Here is a 23,339-nt window from a genome sequence, read left to right as displayed (position 1 = left end):
CCCACGCGGCATGGGAAGACCGGCTGATCCCGGAGCCGGCGGGGTCCGTGCGTGCCGGGGTCAATCGAGGGCTTCGAGGAAGCGGGCGGCGATCGGGGCGGCGACCGCCGATCCGGCGCCGCCGCCCTCCACGATCACCGAGAACGCCACGTCCCCCTTGTAGCCGATGAACCATGAGTGCGCGGGCGGCTCCTTGCCCGAGCCGTACTCCGCGGTGCCGGTCTTGCCGGCCGTCCCCGACGGGAAGCTGACGCCGTGCGCGGTGCCGTCGGTGACCACGGCGGGCATGAGGGCGCGCAGCGCGTTCACGACGCCCTTCTCCAGCGGGCGCGGTGTGTCGGGCTGCTCGCCGGGGATGCGCTCGCCGGTGACCAGCCGGGGCGGGATCCACGCGCCCGAGGCGATCGCGGCGGCCACCGAGGCCATGTTGAGCGGGCTGGCCAGCACCCTGCCCTGCCCGATGGCGGCGGAGGCGAGGTCGGTGTCGTCCTTGGGGTCGGGGAACTCGGCGCGTACGGCGGGCACGCCCGGCGTGATCGGCGTGCCGAAGCCGAAGCTCCTGGCCACCTCGGCGAGCCGGCCGCCGTTCAGCCGGTCCACGCTGAGCTGCCCGAACGTGGTGTTGCATGAGTGCGCGAACGCGTTCTGGAAGGTCAGCGTCCCGAAGTCCTCGTAGCCGGCGTTGTGGAACGGGAAGCCGCCGATGTTCTGCTCGGCCGGGCAGGTGACCCGCTGCCCCGGCTGGATGCCGCCGGCGACCAGCGCGGAGGCGGTGACCACCTTGAACGTCGAGCCGGGCGGATACTTGCCCATGAGCGCCCTGTTGAACCCGCCCGGGGCGTTGACCACGGCCAGGATCTCCCCGGTCGAGGCCCGCAGCGCGACCAGCGAGACGGGCTTGTCCACGCCCTTGAGCGCCTGCGCGCCGGCCCGGTGCACCTTGAGGTCGAGCGTGGTCTGGATCGGCTGCTCGCCGCCCGTCTCCCCGGCCACGTTCCGCAGCAGCTCATCGCCCCGGTAGAGCCCGATGACAGTGTTCCCGCGCGCCGTGAACCGGTCGGGAAAGGTCTGCTTCATGCCCTCGACGAGCTGCTGCACGGAGCCGGGCGCCGACGGGTCGTTGACCTGGGTGCCGTCGGCGGCGAGTACGCGTACCGGCTCGCCGTCGCGCTTGACGGCCCGCAGCGACAGGCCCTTGCGAAGCTGCGGGTGCATGGTGGCGGGCGTCCAGGCCACCTTCCACGTACGGTCGCGCTCGACCAGGCGCAGCCGCCCGGTGTAGGCGAGGTCGCGCGGCCCGGACAGCGCGGCGCGGAAGGCGATGACCTCCTTGCCCTCGCTCGGGCCGCGGCGCTCGAAGTGCGCGGCGGTCAGCTTCAGCCCGGTGCGGAAGTCGCGGTGGGCGCGCTCGAAGTCGGCGGGCGGGTCGGCGACCAGGTTGCGCATGGTGGCGTAGTCCTGGGCGCTCCAGGCGGCCAGGTAGTGGTCGGCGGTCTCCTCGGGCGAGCCCTGGGTCCGCATCATCCAGACGACGCCGCCCGCCACGACGACCGGGACCAGCAGCCCGGCCACGATCCAGGGCCATCGCCTGCGGCGACGCCTGCCGTAAATTCTCCCCGTTTGTGGTGCCATGCCGCAGAGAACACCAGATGGGAAGTAACGGTGTCCAATATTGATATGAGGGACGCGTAGTTATAAAAGTGGATATATTGGCTGGTCATGGACCTTGTCCGGCATCTGCGCTACTTCATCGTGGTGGCGGAGGAACTGCACTTCGGCAACGCGGCGATCCGGCTCGGCATGGCCCAGCCGCCGCTCAGCCAGCGCATCAAGCGGTTGGAGGAGGAGCTCGGCGTACGGCTGTTCGACCGCTCGGCCCGCCAGGTACGCCTCACCGAGCAGGGCAGGCTGCTGCTGGGCGAGGCCCGCGCGATCGTCACCCGCGTCGACCGGCTGCACGAGCTGGCCAGGCAGGGCGGCGGCGCCGTGCTGAAGGTCGGCGTGCCGCCCGACCTGGCCGCGTCCGTGCTGGCCGCCCTGATCGCCGCCTTCCGCGCGGCCAGCCCCGACGTACGCGTCGCGCCCGCCGAGATCTGGACCGCCGACCAGGTGGCGGCCCTGGCCGACGGCACGATCGACGTCGGGCTCGTCCGCCATCCGATCACCGCGCCAGGTCTGCGCTTCGGGCAAGTGCTCGTGCAGCCCCAGGGCGTGCTGCTGGCCGACAGCGACCCGCTGGCCGCCGTGGGCGAGGTGCACCTGGCCGACCTGGCGGGCCGCGAGCTGCTGCTGCCGCCCCAGGAGGGCGAGCCCGGCTGGCGGGGCGAGGTGCTGGCCGAGTGCCGCCGCCACGGGTACGTGCCCGCCCAGGTCCATGACGGCGCAGGACTCGGGCTGGTGCTGGCCGGGGCGGCGGTGGCGTTCGGGCCGAAGGTGGAGCTCCCGGGGCTGGCCTGGCGGCCGCTGCTAGGCTCGCCGATCGCGAGCCGGGTCTCCACGGCCTGGCGCACGGCGACGGCCGCGACCACCGACTTCGCGGCCGTGGCCGTACGGACGTTGAAGGAGAGCGCCGGGATGACCGAGCAGGGCTCCGCGCCCCAGCGGCGGGTCAGCCGCAGACCGGGGATGCTGGCATGACCCCGCCCGACTTCGACGCCCTGTTCACCCGCGCCGGGGTGACCGGCTGGCTGTGCGCCGCCGACGTCGACACCGGCCACGAGCTCGGCCACGGGCCCGACGAGCTGCTGCCGACGGCGTCCATGTTCAAGGTGCCGCTGCTGGTGGAGTTCTGCCGGCAGGCCGACGCCGGGCTGCTCGACCCCGCCACTCAGGTCACGGTGCCCGCTGAGGGGCGCATCCCCGGGCCCACCGGGATCGCCGCGATGCTCGACGACGTGACGATCTCGCTGCGCGACCTCGCGTACCTGATGATCGCGGTCAGCGACAACACCTCGGCCGACACGCTGCTCGACCTGATCGGGTGCGACGCCGTCAACGCCATGCTCGACGGGCTCGGGCTGACACGGACCCGGGTCGTGCAGGGGGCGGGGGAGGGCAACGCGCGCATGCGGGACGACACCGGGCACGGGTGGCCGTACCTCGATCCCGAGGACATCGCCCGGCTCAGCGCGCTCGACCCGGCGCACACCAACCGCAGCACGCCGCGCGAGATGGTCCGGCTGTTCGAGCTGATCTGGCGCGACGAGGCCGCCTCCGCCGAGTCGTGCGCGTGGATGCGCAGCGTGCTCAACATGCAGGTGTGGCCGCACCGGCTGGCCTCCGGCTTCCCGTACGACGACGTCGCCGTCAGCGGCAAGACCGGCACCTACCCGACGCTGCGCTGCGAGTCGGGCGTCGTGGAGTACCCCGACGGCCACCGGTACGCGGTGTCGGTCTTCACCCGGTCGTTCAGCACGGCCCTGATCCAGCCGCGCGCCGACGCGGTGATCGGCACGGCCGCGCGTATGGCGGTGGACCACCTACGGAGGTAGCAAGTTATGGGGAACGCCGGGTATGACATTCCTCCGTACGGGCGACAGGATGATGACATGGTTGCTGAGGGCGAGCTTCTCTGGGAGCCGGGCGACGAGGTGGTCGCGTCGGCCAGGCTGACCCGCTATCTGAGGTGGCTGGGCAGGTCAGGCGGTTACGAGGACGCGTGGCGGTGGTCGGTCGAGCACCCCGGCGCGTTCTGGACGTCGATCTGGGACTACTTCGAGGTGATCGGCGAGCGCGGCGACGGCCCCGTGCTGTCGGGCACGATGCCCGGGGTGACCTGGTTCGAGGGCGCCTCGCTCAACTACGCCGAGAACGCCCTGCGCCACGATGAGGGCCCCGGCCTGATCTTCGTCAGCGAGGACGGCGGCCGGCAGGAGCTGAGCAGGGCCGAGCTGCGTGAGGAGGTCGCGCGGGTGCGGGCCGGGCTGGTCAGGCTCGGTGTCGGCCGCGGCGACCGGGTGGCCGGCTACCTGCCCAACATTCCGCAGGCGCTGATCGCGTTCCTCGCCACCGCCTCGCTGGGCGCCGTCTGGTCGGCGGGCTCGCCCGACTTCGGCGTGCCGTCCATCGTCGACCGGTTCAAGCAGATCGAGCCGAAGGTGCTCATCGCCGTCGACGGCTACCACTACAACGGCAAGAGCTTCGACCGCTCGGCCGCGGTCAACGAGATCGCCGCCGCGCTGCCCTCGCTGCGGGCGACCGTGTGGATGCCCTACCTGGCCGCCGCGGAGGAGGGCAGGGCGCCGCAGCAGGCCGAGCCGATCGGCGGTCACGCCGCCGAGGTGCCGCACGGCCAGGTGATCGGCTGGGAAGGGCTGCGGGCCGAGGAGGGGCCGCTGGAGTTCGAGCAGGTGCCGTTCGGCCACCCGCTGTGGATCCTCTACTCCAGCGGCACGACCGGGCTGCCCAAGCCGATCGTGCACGGGCACGGCGGCGTGGTGCTCGAGCACCTCAAGGCGCTCACCTTCCACCAGGACCTCGGCCCCGGTGACGTGTTCTTCTGGTACACCACCACGGGCTGGATGATGTGGAACTACCTCATCGGCGCGCTGCTGGTGGGGGCCACGCCCGTGCTCTACGACGGCTCGGCCACGCATCCGTCGCCGGCCGCCCTGTGGCGCATCGCCGCCTCGGAGGAGGTGACGTACTTCGGGGTGGGGGCGCCGTACATCATGGCCTCACTGAAGGCGGGGCTGCGGCTGGAGGGGCTTGAGCGGCTGCGCGGGGTCGGCTCGACCGGCTCGCCGCTGCCGCCCGAGGGCTTCGCCTGGCTGGCCGGGCAGCTTCCCGGCACGCCGCTGGGGTCGTTCTCCGGCGGCACCGACGTGTGCACGGGGTTCGTCGGCGCCACGCTGCTGCATCCCATCAGGGCCGGCATCATCCCGTGCCGGTCGCTGGGGGCGAAGGTGGAGGCGTACGATCCGGCGGGCGAGCCGGTGATCGGCGAGGTGGGGGAGCTGGTGCTGACCCAGCCGATGCCGTCGATGCCGGTCCGCTTCTGGAACGACCCCGAGGGGCGGCGCTACGCCGAGAGCTACTTCGACGTCTACCCCGGCGTCTGGCGGCACGGCGACTGGATCAAGATCAACGAGGATGGCGGCTGCGTCATCTACGGGCGCTCCGACTCCACGCTCAACCGGGGCGGCGTCCGCATGGGCACCAGCGAGTTCTACCGGGTGGTCGAGCGCTTCGAGGAGATCGTCGACAGCCTCGTCATCGACACCGGCCAGCTCGGGCGGGAGGGCCGGCTGCTGCTCTACGTCACGCTGGCCGAAGGGGCCGAGCTGACCGAGCCGCTCGAACGCGAGCTGCGCGCCACCCTGCGCAGGGAGCTGTCGCCGCGCCACGTGCCCGACGAGATCCGGGTGGTGCCCGGCATCCCGCGGACGCTGTCGGGCAAGAAGCTGGAGGTGCCGGTACGCAAGATCCTCCTCGGCACGCCCGTCGAGCAGGCCGCCAACCCCGACGCCATGGCCAACCCCGAGGTGCTGCGCCACTTCACCGGCTCTTGAGGCCGAACAGGGGCAGGCACGCCTCCAGGTTGTGGAGCTCGAAACCGGGCTCCTCCCGCCAGTCCTCCCTGCCCATGCGGAAGCGGCGGGTGACGACCGGCTTGCCCTTGCGGTTGTGCAGGGTCGTGCCGTCCTCCCGGTAGCCGAGCTTGCGCGTGACGGCCAGCGAGGAAGGGTTGTCCTCGAACGCCTCCGTCACCGCCGACCTCGCGCCCAGACCGGCGAAGGCGAAGTGCAGCACGGCCTTGCGCATCTCGGTGCCCACGCCCTGCCCTTGGAAGCGCCTGCCCAGCCAGGAACCGGTCTTGACCTCGCCGAGCACGGGGAAGTCGGAGGCCATGACGCCCTGGGTGCCGATGACCTGGCCCTCGCGGACGACGACGAACTCGATCGCCCAGTCGTCCTCGCTGAAGCGGTTCCACGTGCCGAAGTGGAACTGGATCGTGCGCCTGGCCCGCTCGGCCGGCTCGCCCTCGGTCCACGGGAAGAGGAACGGCATCTGCCCCTCGTCGTGGACGCCCTCTGCGGCGCGGTCGCCCAGCTCGTCGAGGTCATCGAGGGACGGGACGCGGAGGGTGAGGTGGGGCGTGGCGATCGAGAGCTCGAAGAGCGGCCAGTTGCGCATGGCACGGGATGGTGCCAGACGCCCTGGCGGCCGCGCGACTCATTTTTCCGACAAAAGGGTATTTTCCTGAATCTCGATATTAGCCACGTCTTTTCCTCAACAAAACCATGAATTCTCTGCTGTCTGGGTAGGCGTCGATTTATGACGATAAAGCTTCAGACATTCACCGTTCTCGCTCTGTCCGCCGGCGTCCTTCCCTTCATCGCGACCCCGCCGCCCGCCGCCGCCGTCACCGTCCGTCCCGCCGCCCCGCCACCCGCGGAGAGCGCCGAGCGGCCGGCGAGCGAGGAGACGGAGAAGGTCGAGAAGGTGGAGGAGGTCAAGAGCAAGCCGGTGCTGCTGCGCCCGGGGCACAGGGGCGAGGCCGTCCGCTCGCTCCAGCGCAAGCTGCACAGGGGGCGCTACTACTTCGGCCGGATCAACGGCGTGTACGACGAGCAGACCAAGTTCGCCGTCTGGGCGTTCCAGAAACACAAGCGCATGATGCCGAGGAAGGAGGTCGGGCCGAAGATGCTGGCGGCGCTGGACAAGCCCGTCAGGCACAAGGTGCTGGTGCCGGGCGGCGCGCCCGACCGGGTGGAGATCGACCTGCGCAACCAGTTGCTGACCGTCTATCGCGACCGCAGGCCCGCGCTGATCTCGCACGTCTCCACCGGCGCCGAGGTGCGCTACTGCGAGAACGGGCGGTGCGGCAACGCCATCACGCCGACCGGGGACTTCCGCGTGCTGCGCCGCGCGCCCGGCTGGACGACGGGGCCGCTGGGGTCGATGTACAACTCCCTGTACTTCACCGGGGCCATCGCCATGCACGGCTCGACGAAGGTGCCGCTGCGGCCGGCCTCGCACGGGTGCGTGCGGGTGCCGCTGGAGACGTCCAAGCGGCTGTACCAGATGGTGAAGATCGGCGAGCCGGTGCACGTCCGGGGAAAGATTATGTGACCCGCCTTACGGTGAAATTTCTCGAAATATCGGGCTATTCTTCCCCGAGTCATCGCGCCATTCCCGGCGCGGACGTCCGGGCAAGGCGAAGCCCGGCGGGGCGCCGCGCCTTTCTCGGGTGCGTTCCCGATTGAGAGGCGTGAAACCCGCCGGGCTCGTCAGCTCACGCCGTGCCGCCCACCCGCGAGATGCGCGGGATGCCGCCCACGCGGCCCAGGCGCGGCACGCTGTCCCCTGCCTTCTTCAGCACGCCGTCCTTGACCAGCCGCAGCGGCGAACCGACCGGCTTGGGGCCGTCGCCGGTGGTCTGCGCCAGGCGCAACGCCAGCGCCGGGCACATGTCGACCGCCCGCCTGGCGTCCTTGGCCATGAAGCCGGGGATCTTCCTGAACGACGGGAAACCGTAGTCGTCCAGGTCCACGAACTCGGGCAGCAGATGCGCGCACAGGCCATGACCCTGGCAGCGTGACCAGTCGACCTCCAGCCGGTACTCGGGCTCCGGCTCGCGCTCCGGCATCGGCAGCACGCCGCGTACCGGACGGCCGCAGGAGCCGTGCTCCAGGTGGATGGCGATCTCGTCCTCGAACGCGTCCAGCGCCGACAGCACGAACTTGGCCGTCCCATCGGGGTGGAAGCAGGCGCCGCGGCGCTCCACGACGCGTACGGCGCGGCGGACCGCGTCCACGGAGCCGGTGCCCTCGGCCAGCGCGCAGATGGCCCTGGCGACGTCGGGCAGCCCGAGCCGGCAGGGGCCGCACTGGCCGGCCGACTCGGCCGCCAGGTACGAGGCGACCCTGGCCGCCTCGCCCAGCGGGCACGTGGACTCGCCGAGCGGCACGATGATCCCTGCCCCCAGGGTCGCCCCCGCCGCTTTCATGCCCTCGCGGGAGATGACGGCCGTCTCGACCGCCTCGGCCGACAGCCACGCGCCGTGATAGCCGCCGATCAGCACCCCGTCGCCGGCCTCCGCCTCGCACAGGGCGAGCACGTCGGCCAGCAGGGTGCCGGTGGGCGCCTCGATCACCGCGCCGTTGGCGGCGCCGCCGCTCACGGTGAGCAGGATCGTGCCGGGCTCCTTGGTGGTGCCCACTTCCGCGTACTTCTGGGGGCCGTACTCGGCCAGCAGCGCGAACTGCGCGTACGTCTCCGTGTTGGACAGCAGGGTCGGCAGCCCGTCCACGCCGCTCTGCGCGGCCCGCTTCTTCCTGCCCGGCGGGATGCCCTCCTCCCCGTTGACCGCGCGGACGAGCGCGCCGCCCTCGCCGGAGATGAACCGTTCCTTGATCCCGACCACTCTGATCGGGACCCGGCTCTCGGCGCCTCCCGAGACGTTGGCGGCGCGGCGCTCGGCCACGGCGGCGGCGACGGACGCCTCGGCGACCTCGCCGCCGGCCGTGGCGACGACCACCTCCCGGGCGCCCAGCGCCTCGGCCGCCAGCACCGCGCCGTCCAGCACGAGGTGCGGGTTGCGGGTCAGCAGCATGGCGTCCTTGGAGCTGGCCGGCTCCCCTTCCGCGCCGTTGACCAGGACGACGCTCTCGCCGGTGCCGGCCGAGTCGGCCACCGCCCGCAGTTTCCTGGCGAAGGGGAAGGCCGCGCCGCCCCGGCCCCGCATGTCCACCTCGTTGGCGTACGAGATGAGCTCGCCCAGTTCGCGTGGCTCCACGAGACCGTGGAGCGTGCGGTGGGCGGGCAGGTCGAGACGGCGGCAATGGTCCAGCCCGGCGGTCAGCCGGGCCGGACCCATGCGCAGCACCCGTGGGACGCGGGCGGGAATCACGAAGCCTCCTGGACGAGTGCGAACAGGGTCATCCCGCCTCCCGGTACCTGCGCCTGGCCTCGGCGAGGCTGACCGGCGCGTCGGCGCGGGCCGCCGCCGCGGCGGGCTGCCTGCTCTTGCCGGGGGCCTTGGCGGCGGGCCGTTCCGCGGGCACGCCCATGGGCGCGGCGGAGGTCACGGCGGGCCCCTCGATTCTTTCCGGTACGACCGGCGGCCTGCGGACCGTGGCGAGCACGCGCACGACCAGCGCACCGCCGACCGCCGCCATGCTGGCCACGTACGACCAGGCCACCCAACCGGCCGGCGGGCGGCCGGCCGTCAATCCGTGCATGATGCCGATGGGCCAGGCCAGGTACGCGGCGGAATGGAGGATCCGCCACATCCATGGCCTGCTCCGTACGGCGAAGCGACCTCTCAGCATCCCCGTCGCCACGGCCACGACCATGAGGTCGAAGGCCAGGGTGCCGAATCCCACCCAGATCCCGGCGATGGGCACGACCGCCGCCCCCGGCGGCACGTGTCCCAGGCTGATCATCAGCGAGATGTGCGTGATCAGGTACGCCAGCCCGATGAGCGCGGTGGCGCGGTGCGCGAGCTGGGCCCTGACCCGGTTCGCCGGGGACAGGAAGACGCGTTCGGTGGTGAGCAGGCCGAGCGCGACGGTCGCGGTCAGCAGCACCAGGGCGAACACGCCCGCGTAGAACTCGAGGAAGCCCACCCCTTGGCCGAGCAGCGCGATGCCGCGTTCCGTCCTGGTCAGCGCGAACGCCGATAACAGGACGGCCGCGATCGAGGCGCTCGCCCCCAGCCGGACCTTCCTGGTGTCCAGCAGAGTGGGGGCGTGCCTGGGGTGTCGTCTGTGGAGCATCTATTTCCCTCCAAGGTCGGGTGAGGGTGCGACTCGGAAGGCTGGGAGCCCGATGATCCGGGCGGACGGTCAGATCAGCACCGGCGGCCCTGGTTGATGCAGTTGACGACGTTCTGCATCAGTCTGTCGGGCATCACGTTGACGAAGTCAGCGTGGTCGGTGACCGGGTTGTGCTTCTGCTCCGGGAAGGCGTCCAGGGCGAACGAGGGTCCCTGCGGCACCGCGTACGTGAGGGTCATGCGGAGTGCGGGTACCGCCCTGGTGCCCTGCGGGCAGGCGCCATTCTGGTCAGGGAAGACGATGTGCGTGCGGTGGTTGGCGCTGTCGGTGTTCTGACCGTCCCAGCAACTGGGGAAGTCCAGGATACGAACGACCTGGCTGCCGCGCGGGCAAAGCGGATATTTGTCGGTAGCTATGCGATTTTGGAATCCCGTGCAGGTCCAGGCCGAGCGGGCGTTGGCGGTGCCGTTGGTGGCCGCCTTGGCGTCGCCGGTGATGATCCGCAGGAACCTCGGCATGGCCACGACCCTGGAGTTCGCGTTGCCGCGGAACTGCAGCTGCACCGAGCGGGCCCGCAGTACCTGGCCGACGTTGCCGTCCGGGTCATCGGCGTTCGCCTCAGACCTGCGGTCCCTGATGACCGGCCAGAAGTACGTGGACTGGTCGTTCAGCCGGCAGGTGGTGCCCGCCGCCGCCAGGCTCTCGTCGGTCGAGAACGCGTCGGTCGAGAGGTTGCCCACGTAGTCGTGCAGGTGGTGCGCCCCGTTGCTCACGCCTGGGGCGACGATGAAGTTGTCGGGGTTGTTGTGGCCGTCGCGGTTGGTGCCGCACTGCGCGGCGAACGTGCCGCGCGAGCCGCCCCTGCCGATGCCCGCGTCGAGGCGGCGCGGCTGGACCTGGCGGATGTCCACGAAGTCCTGCACGAACGGGCCTAGGCCGGCGCAGGGGTCATCGGCGGTCGGGGAGGGAGAGGGGCTCTGTGACGGGTCGGCATCGCCGTTGCCACCGCCGTCGTCACCGCCGTCGTCGCCGCCGTTGCCATTCCCGTTGTCGTTCCCGGTTCCGTTGTCGTTGCCGTTCCCGTTGCCCGGGTCGTTGCCGTTGTTTCCGCCGTTGTCCCCGTTGTTACCGCCATTCCCGTTGTCGCCGTTGTTGTTCCCATTGTCGGCTCCATCGTTATTTCCGCTGCCGTTGTCGCCATTGTCTCCGCTATTGTCGCCATTGTCCGGGTTGCCCTGGTTTCCGGTCGGGCTAGGGGTCGGGCTGGTCGATCTGGTCGGCTGGCGGCGGCGCGAGAAAGTGGTGGGGTTGTCCTGGTCGTCGGGGGACTGCGGGTCCACCGCGACGCTGCCGCCCTGCGGCGCCTGCTGGTCCCTGCCCTGCTGGTTCCTGCCCGGCTGCTGGGACTGCCGCCCCTGAGGTGACTGGCCACTCTGTGCGGGGTCGCAGGGCGCGGCGACCGCCGGCCCTACGCCGATGACGGCCGCGGACACCAGGCCGGTCGCCGCCACGGCCAGCGCGGACACGGCCGCGGCCATGCGTCTGGATCTCCTCATGTGCGTTTCCTCTTTTCAACCGCCATTGACGACGGGTGGAGCGGGTGAGGGCGTGGGGGCTTCCGGAAGCCGCTGATGATCCACCAGACCCGTGGACTCCAGGTACGCCATGTGGCGCATCACGTAGTTGATGCCTTCCTGGGCCAGCTTGCGTACCTCGGCATTGCGGGTCCCGGACCGCACGCCCGCCACGACGGAGAACACCTTTCCGTGCGCGTCACGCAACAGGTTGGCGAAGTCCTTGTCGAAGGCGGGGCCGCTCTCCGCCGCCAGCTGGGCCATCCAGCGCTGCTGGTCGGGGTTGGGCTCGTCGGGCAGGGCCACGCCGAGCTTCTTGGCGGCCTGGCGGACCATCAGGTCGAGCTCCTTGTGCTCGTCCTTGAGCAGCTTCCCGACTTCCTTCACACGCTGGGACTCGGCGCGGGTCTGGGCGTACTCGCCGACGGGCATCTCCCAGAGGCCCGCCTGGCGTACCTTGATGAGCAGATCGACGTCGGCGGCCGTGAGCGGGCCCGACGACCGTTGCGTCCACTGGGCGGACGCGGGGTCGATCGCCGGGGGCATGACCAGCGCGATCGTCGCGGCGGCGGCAACCACGAAGCCGCCGAGCATGAACAACTCGCCGCGCAAAAGCCTGTGCATGGTCGGAGATACGCGGGCGTACCCGCCAAGGTTCACGTATGGTCGGAGATAGTTAGAAATGACTGGAGTTATCGGAGTGGCTACCGCTTGGATAACGAAGGTGTAAAGATGTGCCCCGTGCTAGGTCACCTCGACGGCAGGTTCGAGAGTGCGGATGCCGAGGCGGAGCACCGCATCGCGGTGCTTTACCAGGAGTTCGGCGGCCCTCTGCTGCGCCACGTACGCAAATCAACAGGTAACGACCTTCAGTGGGCTGAAGACGTCGTGCAGGAGACGATCGTCAGGGCCTGGCGAAACTCGGCAAGACTGCAATGGGAACCGAGCCTCATATGGGCGTGGCTGCTGACCGTGGCCCGTCGCATAGTCATTGATGGTCGTCGGCGGAAGAGCGTCCGGCCGCAGGAGGTCGAGCCGCCTGAAGTCGACATGATGTCGGTTCCGGATGGATCGGAGCGAGCGTTATCGGCGATGGTCGTCGCTGACGCGCTGCGGTCCCTGTCTCCGGAACACCGCGAAGTCATTGAGCAGACCTACCTCCGAGACCGTACGATAAGTGAGGCGGCGGAGATTCTGGGGATCCCGCCGGGCACGGTGAAGTCCCGGCTCTACTACGGGATCCGGGCTCTCCGTGAGCTGCTGCGGGACAAGGGGGTAGCCGGCTGATGCACGAAGAGGTGGCCGCCTACGTCCTCGGCGTCCTCGATGAGGAGGAGCACGAGGCGTTCGAACGCCACCTCGAAACGTGCGAGCGCTGTCAGGCGGAGCTGGTCGAGCTCGCCGAGGTGCCAGGGCAACTCGACGAGCTCAAGAACGACCCCTCTTCGGCCTCCGGCGACGACCCGCCGATGTCCTCCATGTCACGTTGACGTTTATCCCCTTTTCGGGTGATATCGGTAGGGCAAGGCGTCACGCCCGGCAGCACGTGGCCGGGCGGTCAGGGGAGGTGTTCGGTGGGCATCGACGGTGATGCGCCCGGCCCTCCACGCCGGCGGTTCGGCGAGGAGGGCGGTCTGCTCTCCTACGGCGACTACCTCCGCCTGCCCGAGCTCCTCGACCAGCAGCGGCCGCAGTCCGCGGCCCCTGACGAGTTGCTCTTCATCACCACCCACCAGGTCCACGAGCTGTGGTTCAAGCTGCTGCTCCACGAGCTGGAGTCGGTGCGCTCCGCCATGTTCGCGGGCGAGCTGTGGCTGGCCAGGCACCTGTTCAGGCGGGTGCACGCGGTCGAGCGGGTGATGGTCGAGCAGATCGAGGTCCTGGAGACGATGACCCCGCAGGACTTCCTGGCCTTCAGGGCCGGCCTGGCGCCCGCGAGCGGGTTCCAGTCGGTCCAGTTCAGGGAGCTGGAGTTCCTGTCGGGGCTGAAGGACGAGCGCTATCTCAACTCCTTCAGGCACGCGAGCGAGGACGAGCTCGCCCGGCTGCGCCGCAGGCTCACGGAGCCCACGCTGTGGGATGCTTATCTGACCGCCCTCTCCCAGCGTGGCCTGCCGGTCTCCGACAGCGAGATCATGGACTCGCTGCTGGCCGTGGCGAGGGACCGCGGGTCTTACGACGACCTGTGGCAACTGGCCGAAGACCTGCTGACACACGACGAGACCGCCGCGCTGTGGCGGATGCGTCACGTCCAGATGGTCGAACGCCAGATCGGCACCAAATCGGGCACAGGCGGCTCGACCGGTGCTCCCTACCTGCGCGGCAGAACCCGCCTGCACTACTTCCCGCTGCTGTGGGAACTCAGGGCCTGGCTATGAACAGCCATGGCGAACCCTCACAAAGGAGTGAGAGCGAAATGCCGCTCGACGAGGCCAAGGATGAGCTGCTCCAGCGAGCCGCGGAAAGATGCGCGGCGAGCAGTGGGCACATGAGCGCCGAGGAGGCGCTGTCCTTCCTGCGGCTCTACTACCGACACGTCGCGCCGGAGGACCTGCTCGACCGCAACCCCGTTGACGTCTACGGCCCCGCGATGTCCCAGAGGCAGCTCGCGGAGGTCCGCCCCCAGGGCAGGGCGGTGGTCCGTGCCTACACCCCCACGATCGAGCAGAACGGCTGGGACCCTGGCCACTCCGTGGTCGAAGTGGTGACCGACGACATGCCGTTCCTGGTCGACTCCGTCGCGATGGAGCTCGACCGCCACGACCTCGGCACCCACCTGGTCGTCCATCCCCAGATGCGGGTGCGCCGCGACATGACCGGCCGCATGCTCGGCCGCGGCCAGGAGGACGTCACCGGCCAGATGCTGGTCGAGTCCTGGATCCACATGGAGATCGACCGGCAGTCCGACCCCGAGGTGCTCAAGCGGCTCGAGGCCGGCCTGCTGAAGGTGCTCGCCGACGTGCGCCACACGGTCGAGGACTTCGCGAAGATGCGGGCGCTGGCCGTACAGACCGCGGAAGACCTGAGCATGAACCCGCCGCCGCTGGAGCCCGCCGAGGTCGAGGACAGCCTCGACCTGCTGCGCTGGCTCGCCGACGGGCACTTCACCTTCCTCGGCTACCGCGAATACCGGCTGGAGCACACCGACGAGGGCGAGATGCTCCGGGCGCTGCCCGGAGCGGCGCTCGGCATCCTGCGCGACGACAAGGCCGGGTCGGAGAGCTTTGCCGCGCTGCCCCCCGAGGTGCGGGCCAAGGCGCGCGAGAAGCAGCTCATGATCATCACGAAGGCCAACTCCAAGGCCACCGTGCACCGCGCCAACTACCTCGACTACATCGGCGTGAAGCTGTTCTCGCCCGACGGCGAGGTGATCGGTGAGCGGCGCTTCCTCGGCCTGTTCACCCACGTGGCCTACAACGAGTCGATCTCCCGCATCCCGGTGCTGCGCCGCAAGCTGGCCGACGTACTCGACCAGGCCGGGCTCGCGCCCGACAGCCACGACGGCAAGGACCTCATCGAGATCCTGGAGACCTTCCCGCGCGACGAGCTGTTCCAGACCTCCATCGACCAGCTGCTGCCGATCGCGCTCGGAGTGCTGCGGCTGCGCGAGCGCAAGCAGGTCAAGCTGTTCCTGCGCCGCGACGACTACGGCCGCTACATCTCCTGCCTGGTCTACCTGCCGCGTGACCGCTACACCACCAAGGTCCGGCTGAAGATGCAGGAGGTGCTGCTCAAGGCGCTCGGCGGCACGTCGCTCGACTACAGCGCCATGATCGGCGAGTCCGTGCTGGCCCGGCTGCACGTCGTGATTCGCGGCGAGCGCGGCAGGCAGCTGCCCGCGCCCAGCGTCGACGTCGAGGAGCTGGAGGCCCGCCTCGCCGCCATCACCCGCTCCTGGGAGGACGACCTCGCCTCCGCGCTGACCGAGATGACCTCGGAGGAGGAGGCGCCCACGCTCATCAAGCGCTACGCCTCCGCCTTCCCCGAGGGCTACAAGGCGGACTTCCCGCCCAAGGTGGCCGTGGTCGACCTGCGGCGGCTCGAAGAGCTCGTCGAGGCGGGCGACGGCGACAAGGTCGGCATCAACCTCTATGAGCCGTACGACGCGGTCGAGGGCGAGCGGCGGCTGAAGATCTACAAGATCGGCTCGCCCATCTCGCTGTCCCGCGCCCTGCCGCTGATCCAGCGGCTCGGGGTCGAGGTCGTGGACGAGCGGCCGTACGAGGTCGACCGCGACAACGACCCGCGCACCAAGAACGCCTGGATCTACGACTTCGGGCTGCGCTACACGCCGGCCGACGGCGTCGGCAGGGACGAGTTCAAGCGGCTCTTCCAGGACGGCCTCAACGCCCTGTGGACCGGCCGGGTGCAGGCCGACGACTTCAACGCGCTCATCCTCAGCGCCGGGCTGACCTGGGAGCAGGTCGAGATCCTGCGGGCCTACGCCAAATACCTGAGGCAGGCCGGCAGCACGTTCTCGCAGCCGTACATGGAGGACGTGCTCAAGGGCAACGTCAGGGTGGCCAGGCTGCTGGTGCGGCTGTTCGAGGCCAAGCACGACCCGCGGCGCGGCGAGGACGTCAGGGTCGATCTCGTGGAGGCGCTCAACGAGGAGATACTCGGGGCGCTGGACGAGGTGGCCTCGCTGGACGAGGACCGCATCCTGCGGGCGTACCTGGAGATGATCCAGGCCACGCTGCGCACCAACTACTTCCAGACCGTCGACGGCGTGCGCAAGCCGTACATCTCGCTGAAGTTCGACCCGCAGGCCATCAGCGTGCTGCCGCTGCCCAGGCCGAAGTACGAGATCTTCGTCTACTCGCCCCGCGTCGAGGGCGTGCACCTGCGCTTCGGCAAGGTCGCGCGCGGCGGCCTGCGCTGGTCGGACCGGATGGAGGACTTCCGTACGGAGATCCTCGGCCTGGTGAAGGCGCAGATGGTGAAGAACACCGTCATCGTGCCCACCGGCTCCAAGGGCGGATTCGTCGTCAAGCGGCCGCCCAAGTCGAGCAAGCGGGAGGACCTGCTCGCCGAAGGCGTGGCGTGCTACCGGATGTTCATCTCCGGCCTGCTCGACGTCACCGACAACCTCGTGGACGGCAAGGTCGTGCCGCCGCCCGACGTCGTCAGGCACGACGGTGACGACACCTACCTCGTCGTCGCCGCCGACAAGGGCACCGCGACGTTCTCCGACATCGCCAACGGCGTGGCCAAGGAGTACGGCTTCTGGCTCGGCGACGCCTTCGCCTCCGGCGGCTCCATCGGCTACGACCACAAGGCCATGGGCATCACCGCCCGCGGCGCGTGGGAGTCGGTCAAATACCACTTCCGCACGATGGGCGTGGACGTCCAGACGACCGACTTCACCGTGGCCGGCATCGGCGACATGTCGGGCGACGTGTTCGGCAACGGCATGCTGCTGTCGCAGCACATCCGGCTCGTGGCCGCCTTCGACCACCGGCACATCTTCGTCGACCCCTCGCCCGACGCCGCCCGCTCCTACGCCGAGCGCCGCCGCCTGTTCGAGCTGCCGCGCAGCTCGTGGGAGGACTACGACGCCAAGCTGATCTCCCCGGGCGGCGGCGTCTTCCCGCGCACCGCCAAGTCCATCCAGATCACCCCGCAGATGCGCGAGGCGCTCGGCATCCCCGCCGGCATCGCGTCCATGGCGCCCAACGACCTCATCAGCGCCATCCTGCGGGCCCCCGTCGACCTGCTGTGGAACGGCGGCATCGGCACCTACGTCAAGGCCAGCTCCGAGTCCCACACCGACGTCGGCGACAAGGGCAACGACGGGCTCAGGGTCAACGCGTCCGAGCTGCGCTGCAAGGTCGTCGGCGAGGGCGGCAACCTCGGCTTCACCCAGCTCGCCCGCATCGAGTTCGCGCTCAACGGCGGGCTGGTCAACACCGACTTCATCGACAACTCGGCCGGCGTCGACACCTCCGACCACGAGGTCAACATCAAGATCCTGCTCGACCAGGTCGTCCGCGACGGCGAGCTGACCGACAAGCAGCGCAACCAGGTCTTCACCTCGATGACCGACGAGGTCGCCGAGCTGGTGCTGCGCGACAACAAGGCCCAGAACGTGGTGCTCGACGCGGCCCGTACGCAGGCCGTCGACATGCTCCACATCCACGCCCGCTACCTGCGCAAGCTCGAACGCGACGGGCTGGTCAACCGGGAGCTGGAGTTCCTGCCGTCGGACAAGACGCTCGCCGAGCGGCGCCAGGCCAGGCTGGGGCTGACCTCGCCCGAGTTCTCGGTGCTGCTCGCCTACACCAAGCTGGTGGCCGACGCCGAGCTGCTCGGCTCCGACCTCCCCGACGACCCCTACCTGGCGTCGTGGCTGGTCGACTACTTCCCCTCCGCGCTGCGCGAGCGGTTCAGGCCGTACATGGACAAGCATCCGCTGCGCCGCGAGATCATCACCACCCGCGTGGTGAACGAGCTGGTCAACTCGGCGGGCACCACGTTCATGTACCGCTTCGGCGAGGAGACCGGCGCGTCCACGCCCGACATCGTGCGGGCCTACCTGGTCGCGCGCGAGGTGTTCGACCTGCCCGGCTTCCACCGGGCGGTGGAGTCGCTGGACAACGAGGTCGACACCGCCACCCAGATCGCCATGCTGCTGGAGGCACGCAAGCTGGCCGAGCGGGGCGCCCGGTGGCTGCTGGTCAACCGGCGGCCGCCACTCGACCTCGCCGGGTCGGTCAGCTTCTTCGACAAGGGCGTCAACGGGATCATCGGGCACATACCCAAGCTGCTCACCGGGCCCGACCTGGCCGCCTTCGAGGAGCGCCGCGACGCGTTCGTGGCCCGCGGGGTGCCGGACGACCTGGCCGAGCGGGTGGCCGCGATGGTGCCCGCGTACTCGACGCTCGACCTGGTGGAGATCTCGTCGCTGACGGGACGCCCGGTCAACGAGGTGGGCGAGGTCTACTTCGACCTGGCCGACCGGCTGCAGCTCTCCCGGCTGCGCGAGCGCATCATCGCGCTGCCCCGCGACAACCGGTGGAACTCGATGGCCCGCTCGGCGCTGCGCGACGACCTGTACGCCGCGCACGCCTCGCTGACCCGCGACGTGCTGGCCCACAGCCGCCCCGGGCTGTCTCCCGAGGAGCGGCTGGCCCGCTGGACCGAGGGCAACTCGGCGGCGGTCGCCAGGGCCAGGCAGACGCTGTCGGAGATCTGGGAGAGCGACAACTTCGACCTCGCCACGCTGTCGGTCGCGCTGCGCGCCATCCGTACGCTGGTGGCCGCCAGCAACCTGCCCCACACGGAGGCCTGAGAAGCGCGGGGGCGGGCTCGCCGGCCCGCCCCCGCCTACTGCCCTGACGCGCGGGTGAGCGCCCCGTCGTGGGCGATCACGGGCGCGGGCGCCGGCTTCGTCAGCGGCGGCACTGCCGTGGCGTATTGGTGGGTCTCGGTCAGCTTGAGCGAGCGGCGCAGCACCGGCGAGCTGATCGCCCAGCGCGCCGAGTCGGGCACCGGGATGTAGTCGTCCTCGGCCGTCTTCGTCTGGGTGGACGTGGTGCGCGACAGCGAGTATTGGATCAGCGCGCCGCCGTCCTCGGTGCGCAGGGCGTAGACCGGGAAGTTGTCGGCGCTGAAGATCGAGTCGTAGCTGAACCCGTCGCTCTTGGCGCTCTCGCGGCGCTCGGCGATCTGCTCGGCCACCTCGGTGGTGTAGGGGCCGGCCGCGAGCAGGCCGTCGGTGACGCCCGCCTTGCCCGTCTCGGCCACGCTGGCGTGGACGGGGCCGATGAACTGCGGGCTGATGGTGACGCTCTTGTCGTCGGCGGCCACGGCCGTGGCGTAGCCCTCGTCGTCGAGCTCGATCGGCGGCAGCTCCTGGCCGGGCAGCAGCTCGGCCGCCGAGCTGAGCCGCCAGCGGTCGAACTTGACGAACGTCAGCAGCGTCGGCGCGTCGTCGCGCGTCACCAGCACGCTGAACCAGGGCGAGCCCGCGCCCTCGTCGAAGCGGGGGACGTAGAACGTGGGCGAGCCCCACTGGTGGCGTGGCGGGGTGTAGCCGGAGGAGAGGTAGGCGGCCTGGATGAGCTGCCACTGACCGCCCGTCGTGATGTCCTGCACCTGCAGCAGCCGCCCCTGGAAGTCGCCGGGCACGTTGCGCAGCAGGTCGTCGGTGCGGATGTAGGCGGCGAACTCCTCGGCCGCCTCGGCCTGGGTGACGGCCGGCGGCTCGGGCGACTTCGACGGCGTGGAGGTGGCCGCGGCAGGGGTGGAAGGGGCCGGGCGGGCATCGCCGGAGCAGGCGGTCACCGCGGCGAGGAGGCCGGCGGCGAGCGCCAGCACCTTCCGCCGACCGTATGCACGCACCTCGCCATGTTATTCGGGCCCGCGTGGGTCGCGTACCCTTGGGAGACGTGGCAGGCATCGATCCGGCAGAAGAGATCAACGAGCTTCGGGGCACGCTCCGCAGCATCCAGGACGTGCTCGACCTCGACGCGATGCGCAAGCAGATCGAGGAGCTGGAGCAGCAGGTTGCCGCCCCCGACCTGTGGGACGACCCCGAGCAGGCCCAGAAGGTGACGAGCCGGCTCTCCCACCTCCAGGGTGAGCTCAACAGGGTCGACGGCGTCGCCAGGCGCCTCGACGACCTGGCGGTCCTCTATGAGCTGGCGGCCGAGGAGGCCGACGACGACACGCGCGCCGAGGCCGACAAGGAGCTCGAGTCGCTGCGCTCCGACATCGGCGCCCTTGAGGTCCGCACGCTGCTGTCGGGCGAATACGACGCCCGCGAGGCGCTCATCACGATCAACTCCCAGGCCGGCGGCGTCGACGCGGCCGACTGGGCGGAGATGCTGCTGCGCATGTACCTCCGCTGGGCCGAGCGCAAGAACTACGCGACCGAGGTCTACGACACCTCCTACGCGGAGGAGGCCGGCATCAAGTCGGCCACGTTCACGATCAAGGCCCCCTACGCCTACGGCACGCTGCGCGGCGAGCACGGCACCCACCGGCTGGTCCGCATCAGCCCCTTCGACAACCAGGGGCGGCGGCAGACCTCGTTCGCCGGGGTCGACATCGTGCCCGTCGTCGAGCAGACCGACCACATCGACATCAACGAGGACGAGATCCGCGTCGACGTCTACCGGTCGAGCGGCCCGGGCGGCCAGGGCGTCAACACCACCGACTCCGCGGTGCGCATCACCCACCTGCCGTCCGGCATCGTGGTCTCCTGCCAGAACGAGCGCTCCCAGCTGCAGAACCGCGCCACGGCGATGAACGTCCTGCAGGCCAAGCTGCTGGAGCGCAAGCGGCAGGAGGAGGCCGAGAAGATGTCGGAGCTGCGCGGCGCCTCCACCACCTCGTGGGGCACGCAGATCCGCAACTACGTGCTGCACCCTTACCAGATCGTGAAGGACCTGCGCACCGGCACCGAGGCCGGCAACCCGTCAGCGGTGCTCGACGGCGACCTCGACGAGTTCATCGAGTCGGAGATCCGGTGGATGCGGCGCCAGGAGTCAGGCGCCGAGCAATAGGTGCTCGGCCGCCAGCGTCAGCAGGAGCAGGGCGACGAGCAGCAGGCCGATGAGAGCGGGTGACAGCCCGGCGAAGCCGTGGTTGTGCATCCGCTCCCGGTTGGCGCGGCACAGGGGGCAGCGTCCCTCGATCACGGGGTGGGCGCACTGCGCGCATACGAGGTGTTCGCAACTCATGACAGCCCCAAGTCTAGCCGCACAATCGTTTTGTTTCCGTTATGGACGTTCCATGCCAGTCTTCCCCCTAGACTGTCGTCTGGCCAATCGGAACGTCGATCATCAGTAAAGAAGACGTAACCGATGGTCGCCCGGCGGGAAGTGGGCATATGCCACCCTCGCTTCCGTCCTGACCCCTAGACTGGCATGCCGTGATGCTCTCGTGATCCATTTCGATAATGTCACCAAGGTCTACGCGAACCAGAACCGGCCCGCCCTCGACCACGTATCCGTTGACGTGGACAAGGGTGAGTTCGTGTTCCTCGTCGGTCCCTCGGGATCAGGCAAGTCCACGTTCCTGCGTCTGGTCCTGAAGGAGGAGCGGCCCAACTCCGGCGCGATCCACGTCGCCGGCAAAGACCTGGCCCGCCTCTCCAACTTCAAGGTGCCGCACCTGCGCCGCCGCATCGGCTGCGTCTTCCAGGACTTCAGGCTGCTCCCGAACAAGAACGTCTACGAGAACGTGGCGTTCGCCCTCGAGGTCATCGGTAAGCCGCGGCGGTTCATCCGCAAGGTGGTGCCCGAGGTCATCGAGCTGGTCGGCCTCGAAGGCAAGGCGCACCGCATGCCCGACGAGCTGTCCGGCGGCGAGCAGCAGCGCGTCGCCATGGCCCGCGCCTTCGTCAATCGGCCGATGATCCTGCTGGCCGACGAGCCCACGGGCAACATCGACCCCGCGACGAGCATCGGCATCATGAAGGTGCTCGACCGCATCAACAGGACTGGCACCACGGTCGTCATGGCCACGCACGACGCGGCCATCGTCGACTCCATGCGTAAGCGTGTCGTGGAGCTGGAGGACGGCAAGATCGTCCGTGACCAGTCGCGTGGCGTGTACGGCCAGGCGTACTGACAGGGAGCTGCAGACAAGACATGCGGGCGAATTTCATCTTCTCCGAGGTCTGGATCGGCCTCCGTCGCAACCTGACCATGACGATCGCCGTGATCATCACGGTGGCGGTCGGCATGGCGATGCTGGGCGTCGGTCTGATGATCAACACCCAGATCGGCCTGATGAAGGGCTACTGGGACGACAAGGTCGAGATCTCCGTCTTCCTGTGCAAGAAGGGGACGGCCATACCGGACTGCAAGGGCAAGGCGGTCACGCCCGCGCAGATCAAGGCGCTCGAGACGCACATCAAGGGCACCAAGGGCGTCAAGGAGGTGTTCTTCGAGGACGAGGCCGACGCCTACCAGAACTTCAAGCAGTCGTTCTCGTCCACGAACAAGGCGCTGGTCGACGCGACCAAGGTCGAGGACCTGCCGCAGTCCTTCCGGATCAAGCTCCAGGACCCCGACAACTACCAGCCGGTGATCCAGGCCGTGACGGGCCAGCCGGGCGTGGCCCAGGTGATGGACCAGAAACAGCTCATCGCCCCGTTCTTCGCCATGCTCGACAAGCTCGCCTTCGCGGCGCTGACGGTCGCCATCATCCTGGTGCTCGCGGCGGCGCTGCTGATCGGCAACACGGTGCGGCTGTCGGCGTTCAACCGGCGCCGTGAGACGGGCATCATGCGGCTGGTCGGCGCCTCCAACCTCTACATCCAGTTGCCCTTCGTCATGGAGGGCGTCATCGCCGGCCTCGTCGGCGGGGTGTTCGCGGCGGTCATCCTGATCTGCGCGAAGGTGTTCCTGTTCGAGGAGATCGTCGGCTTCTTCGGTGGCGCGACGGCTCAGCTCGGCTGGAACGACCTGGCCCAGACGATCACCATCACCATGATCATCGGTGTCGTGATCTGTATCCTGGCCTCGTTCGTGACGCTACGTCGCTATCTGAGGGTGTAGCGGTGCGCATGGGCGCCGGGCGCCCCGGTCGCCGGTAAAGTCGAAGCATGCCACGTGAGACCGGGCGGAAGGTCATCGCCCAGAACAAACGTGCTCGGCACGACTACCACGTCGAGGACACTTTCGAGGCGGGTCTCGTGCTGCAGGGCACCGAGGTGAAGTCGCTACGCGAGGGCCGCGCCTCGCTCGTCGACGGCTACGCCATGATCGACGGCAACGAAGCGTGGCTGCTCAACGTGCACATTCCCGAATACTCGCAGGGCACGTGGACCAACCACACGGCCCGGCGCAAGCGCAAGCTGCTGCTGCACAGGAAAGAGATCGACAAGCTCGCCGCCAAGACCAAGGAGGGCGGGCTGACGATCGTGCCGCTGACCCTCTACTTCAAGGACGGCAGGGCGAAGGTCGAGATCGGCCTCGCGCGCGGCAAGAAAGACTGGGACAAGCGGCAGTCGCTGGCGGAGCAGCAGGCCAAGCGGGAGATGGCCCGCGCGCTGCGCTACCGCAACCGATGAGACGGCGGCACTGCGACC

At 69.6% G+C, this 23,339-nt stretch carries 20 protein-coding genes; 12 read left to right on the top strand and 8 right to left on the bottom strand.

Translation table 11 applies throughout. The annotated features are described in order from the left end of the window. Positions 1–60: 60 nt before the first annotated feature. Positions 61–1,572 (bottom strand): penicillin-binding transpeptidase domain-containing protein, encoded by a 1,512-nt coding sequence (locus ACFFR3_RS04040; protein ID WP_379482609.1) that lies wholly within the window; start codon positions 1,570–1,572, stop codon positions 61–63. A 147-nt stretch (positions 1,573–1,719) separates the two neighbouring features. On the opposite strand from ACFFR3_RS04040, the gene ACFFR3_RS04035 reads away from it, so the two are divergent. From ACFFR3_RS04035 to ACFFR3_RS04025, 3 genes are read left to right on the top strand one after another with little or no spacing between them, the layout of a single operon-like run. Beyond that, complete coding sequence (locus tag ACFFR3_RS04035) at positions 1,720–2,637, top strand: LysR family transcriptional regulator (RefSeq protein WP_345396640.1); 918 nt, start codon at positions 1,720–1,722, stop codon at positions 2,635–2,637. After that, positions 2,634–3,491: a serine hydrolase gene (locus ACFFR3_RS04030; RefSeq protein WP_364365361.1), complete on the top strand. Its 858-nt coding sequence runs from the start codon at positions 2,634–2,636 to the stop codon at positions 3,489–3,491. The genes ACFFR3_RS04035 and ACFFR3_RS04030 overlap by 4 nt, the downstream gene beginning before the upstream one ends. 57 nt (positions 3,492–3,548) lie before the next feature. Next, on the top strand, positions 3,549–5,510 hold the full coding sequence (locus ACFFR3_RS04025) for an acetoacetate--CoA ligase (RefSeq protein WP_379482608.1): 1,962 nt from the start codon (positions 3,549–3,551) through the stop codon (positions 5,508–5,510). On the opposite strand, the gene ACFFR3_RS04020 is transcribed toward ACFFR3_RS04025, so the two are convergent. Beyond that, positions 5,497–6,135, bottom strand: a complete 639-nt coding sequence (locus ACFFR3_RS04020) for a GNAT family N-acetyltransferase (protein ID WP_345396649.1) — start codon at positions 6,133–6,135, stop codon at positions 5,497–5,499. The two genes, ACFFR3_RS04025 and ACFFR3_RS04020, sit on opposite strands and share 14 nt — an antisense overlap. A gap of 141 nt (positions 6,136–6,276) precedes the next feature. Between ACFFR3_RS04020 and ACFFR3_RS04015 the strand changes: the two genes are divergently transcribed. After that, entirely contained in the window at positions 6,277–7,074 is a 798-nt protein-coding gene (locus ACFFR3_RS04015) for a L,D-transpeptidase family protein (RefSeq protein WP_345396652.1), read from the top strand. Positions 7,075–7,237: 163 nt separating this feature from the next. On the opposite strand, the gene ACFFR3_RS04010 is transcribed toward ACFFR3_RS04015, so the two are convergent. The 4 genes from ACFFR3_RS04010 to ACFFR3_RS03995 all read right to left on the bottom strand — a co-directional run bounded on the left by ACFFR3_RS04010 (position 7,238) and on the right by ACFFR3_RS03995 (position 11,920). Then, positions 7,238–8,854 carry an NADH-ubiquinone oxidoreductase-F iron-sulfur binding region domain-containing protein gene (locus ACFFR3_RS04010; protein ID WP_379482607.1) on the bottom strand — a complete coding sequence of 539 codons (1,617 nt, stop codon included), beginning with the start codon at positions 8,852–8,854 and terminating at the stop codon, positions 7,238–7,240. Positions 8,855–8,882: 28 nt separating this feature from the next. Next, positions 8,883–9,722 (bottom strand): ferric reductase-like transmembrane domain-containing protein, encoded by an 840-nt coding sequence (locus ACFFR3_RS04005; protein ID WP_364365370.1) that lies wholly within the window; start codon positions 9,720–9,722, stop codon positions 8,883–8,885. Positions 9,723–9,796: 74 nt separating this feature from the next. After that, positions 9,797–11,278 carry a DUF1996 domain-containing protein gene (locus ACFFR3_RS04000; RefSeq protein ID WP_379482606.1) on the bottom strand — a complete coding sequence of 494 codons (1,482 nt, stop codon included), beginning with the start codon at positions 11,276–11,278 and terminating at the stop codon, positions 9,797–9,799. Between the two features lie 15 nt (positions 11,279–11,293). Next, positions 11,294–11,920: a DUF4142 domain-containing protein gene (locus tag ACFFR3_RS03995; RefSeq protein ID WP_364365376.1), complete on the bottom strand. Its 627-nt coding sequence runs from the start codon at positions 11,918–11,920 to the stop codon at positions 11,294–11,296. A gap of 117 nt (positions 11,921–12,037) precedes the next feature. On the opposite strand from ACFFR3_RS03995, the gene ACFFR3_RS03990 reads away from it, so the two are divergent. The 4 genes from ACFFR3_RS03990 (at position 12,038) to ACFFR3_RS03975 (ending at position 18,587) form a co-directional block, all read left to right on the top strand. Then, entirely contained in the window at positions 12,038–12,583 is a 546-nt protein-coding gene (locus ACFFR3_RS03990) for a sigma-70 family RNA polymerase sigma factor (protein WP_379482605.1), read from the top strand. After that, complete coding sequence (locus ACFFR3_RS03985) at positions 12,583–12,786, top strand: zf-HC2 domain-containing protein (RefSeq protein ID WP_345396668.1); 204 nt, start codon at positions 12,583–12,585, stop codon at positions 12,784–12,786. The genes ACFFR3_RS03990 and ACFFR3_RS03985 overlap by 1 nt, the downstream gene beginning before the upstream one ends. An 84-nt stretch (positions 12,787–12,870) precedes the next feature. Continuing rightward, positions 12,871–13,674 carry a tryptophan 2,3-dioxygenase gene (locus ACFFR3_RS03980; RefSeq protein ID WP_345396671.1) on the top strand — a complete coding sequence of 268 codons (804 nt, stop codon included), beginning with the start codon at positions 12,871–12,873 and terminating at the stop codon, positions 13,672–13,674. A gap of 38 nt (positions 13,675–13,712) precedes the next feature. Then, a complete protein-coding gene (locus tag ACFFR3_RS03975; RefSeq protein WP_379482604.1) occupies positions 13,713–18,587 on the top strand; it encodes an NAD-glutamate dehydrogenase in 4,875 nt (1,624 codons plus the stop codon). Positions 18,588–18,622: 35 nt separating this feature from the next. On the opposite strand, the gene ACFFR3_RS03970 is transcribed toward ACFFR3_RS03975, so the two are convergent. Next, positions 18,623–19,639, bottom strand: a complete 1,017-nt coding sequence (locus ACFFR3_RS03970; RefSeq protein ID WP_364365383.1) for a DUF8094 domain-containing protein — start codon at positions 19,637–19,639, stop codon at positions 18,623–18,625. A gap of 47 nt (positions 19,640–19,686) precedes the next feature. Between ACFFR3_RS03970 and prfB the strand changes: the two genes are divergently transcribed. After that, on the top strand, positions 19,687–20,805 hold the full coding sequence (gene prfB, locus ACFFR3_RS03965) for a peptide chain release factor 2 (protein WP_345396680.1): 1,119 nt from the start codon (positions 19,687–19,689) through the stop codon (positions 20,803–20,805). On the opposite strand, the gene ACFFR3_RS03960 is transcribed toward prfB, so the two are convergent. Beyond that, complete coding sequence (locus ACFFR3_RS03960; protein ID WP_364365386.1) at positions 20,788–20,982, bottom strand: hypothetical protein; 195 nt, start codon at positions 20,980–20,982, stop codon at positions 20,788–20,790. The genes prfB and ACFFR3_RS03960 overlap by 18 nt on opposite strands. 202 nt (positions 20,983–21,184) lie before the next feature. On the opposite strand from ACFFR3_RS03960, the gene ftsE reads away from it, so the two are divergent. Genes ftsE through smpB form a run of 3 tightly spaced genes read left to right on the top strand, consistent with a single transcriptional unit; the run spans position 21,185 to position 23,321 of the window. Further along, positions 21,185–21,874 carry a cell division ATP-binding protein FtsE gene (gene ftsE, locus ACFFR3_RS03955; protein WP_020541427.1) on the top strand — a complete coding sequence of 230 codons (690 nt, stop codon included), beginning with the start codon at positions 21,185–21,187 and terminating at the stop codon, positions 21,872–21,874. A gap of 20 nt (positions 21,875–21,894) precedes the next feature. Then, entirely contained in the window at positions 21,895–22,806 is a 912-nt protein-coding gene (ftsX, locus tag ACFFR3_RS03950) for a permease-like cell division protein FtsX (protein ID WP_345396686.1), read from the top strand. 47 nt (positions 22,807–22,853) lie between these two features. Continuing rightward, complete coding sequence (gene smpB, locus ACFFR3_RS03945) at positions 22,854–23,321, top strand: SsrA-binding protein SmpB (protein WP_345396689.1); 468 nt, start codon at positions 22,854–22,856, stop codon at positions 23,319–23,321. Positions 23,322–23,339: the final 18 nt, after the last annotated feature.

This window comes from Nonomuraea salmonea (assembly GCF_042428605.1).
GTDB lineage: Bacteria > Actinomycetota > Actinomycetes > Streptosporangiales > Streptosporangiaceae > Nonomuraea > Nonomuraea salmonea.
Note: the sequence above shows the minus strand (reverse complement) of the source record. Positions and strands in the feature narration are given on the sequence as shown.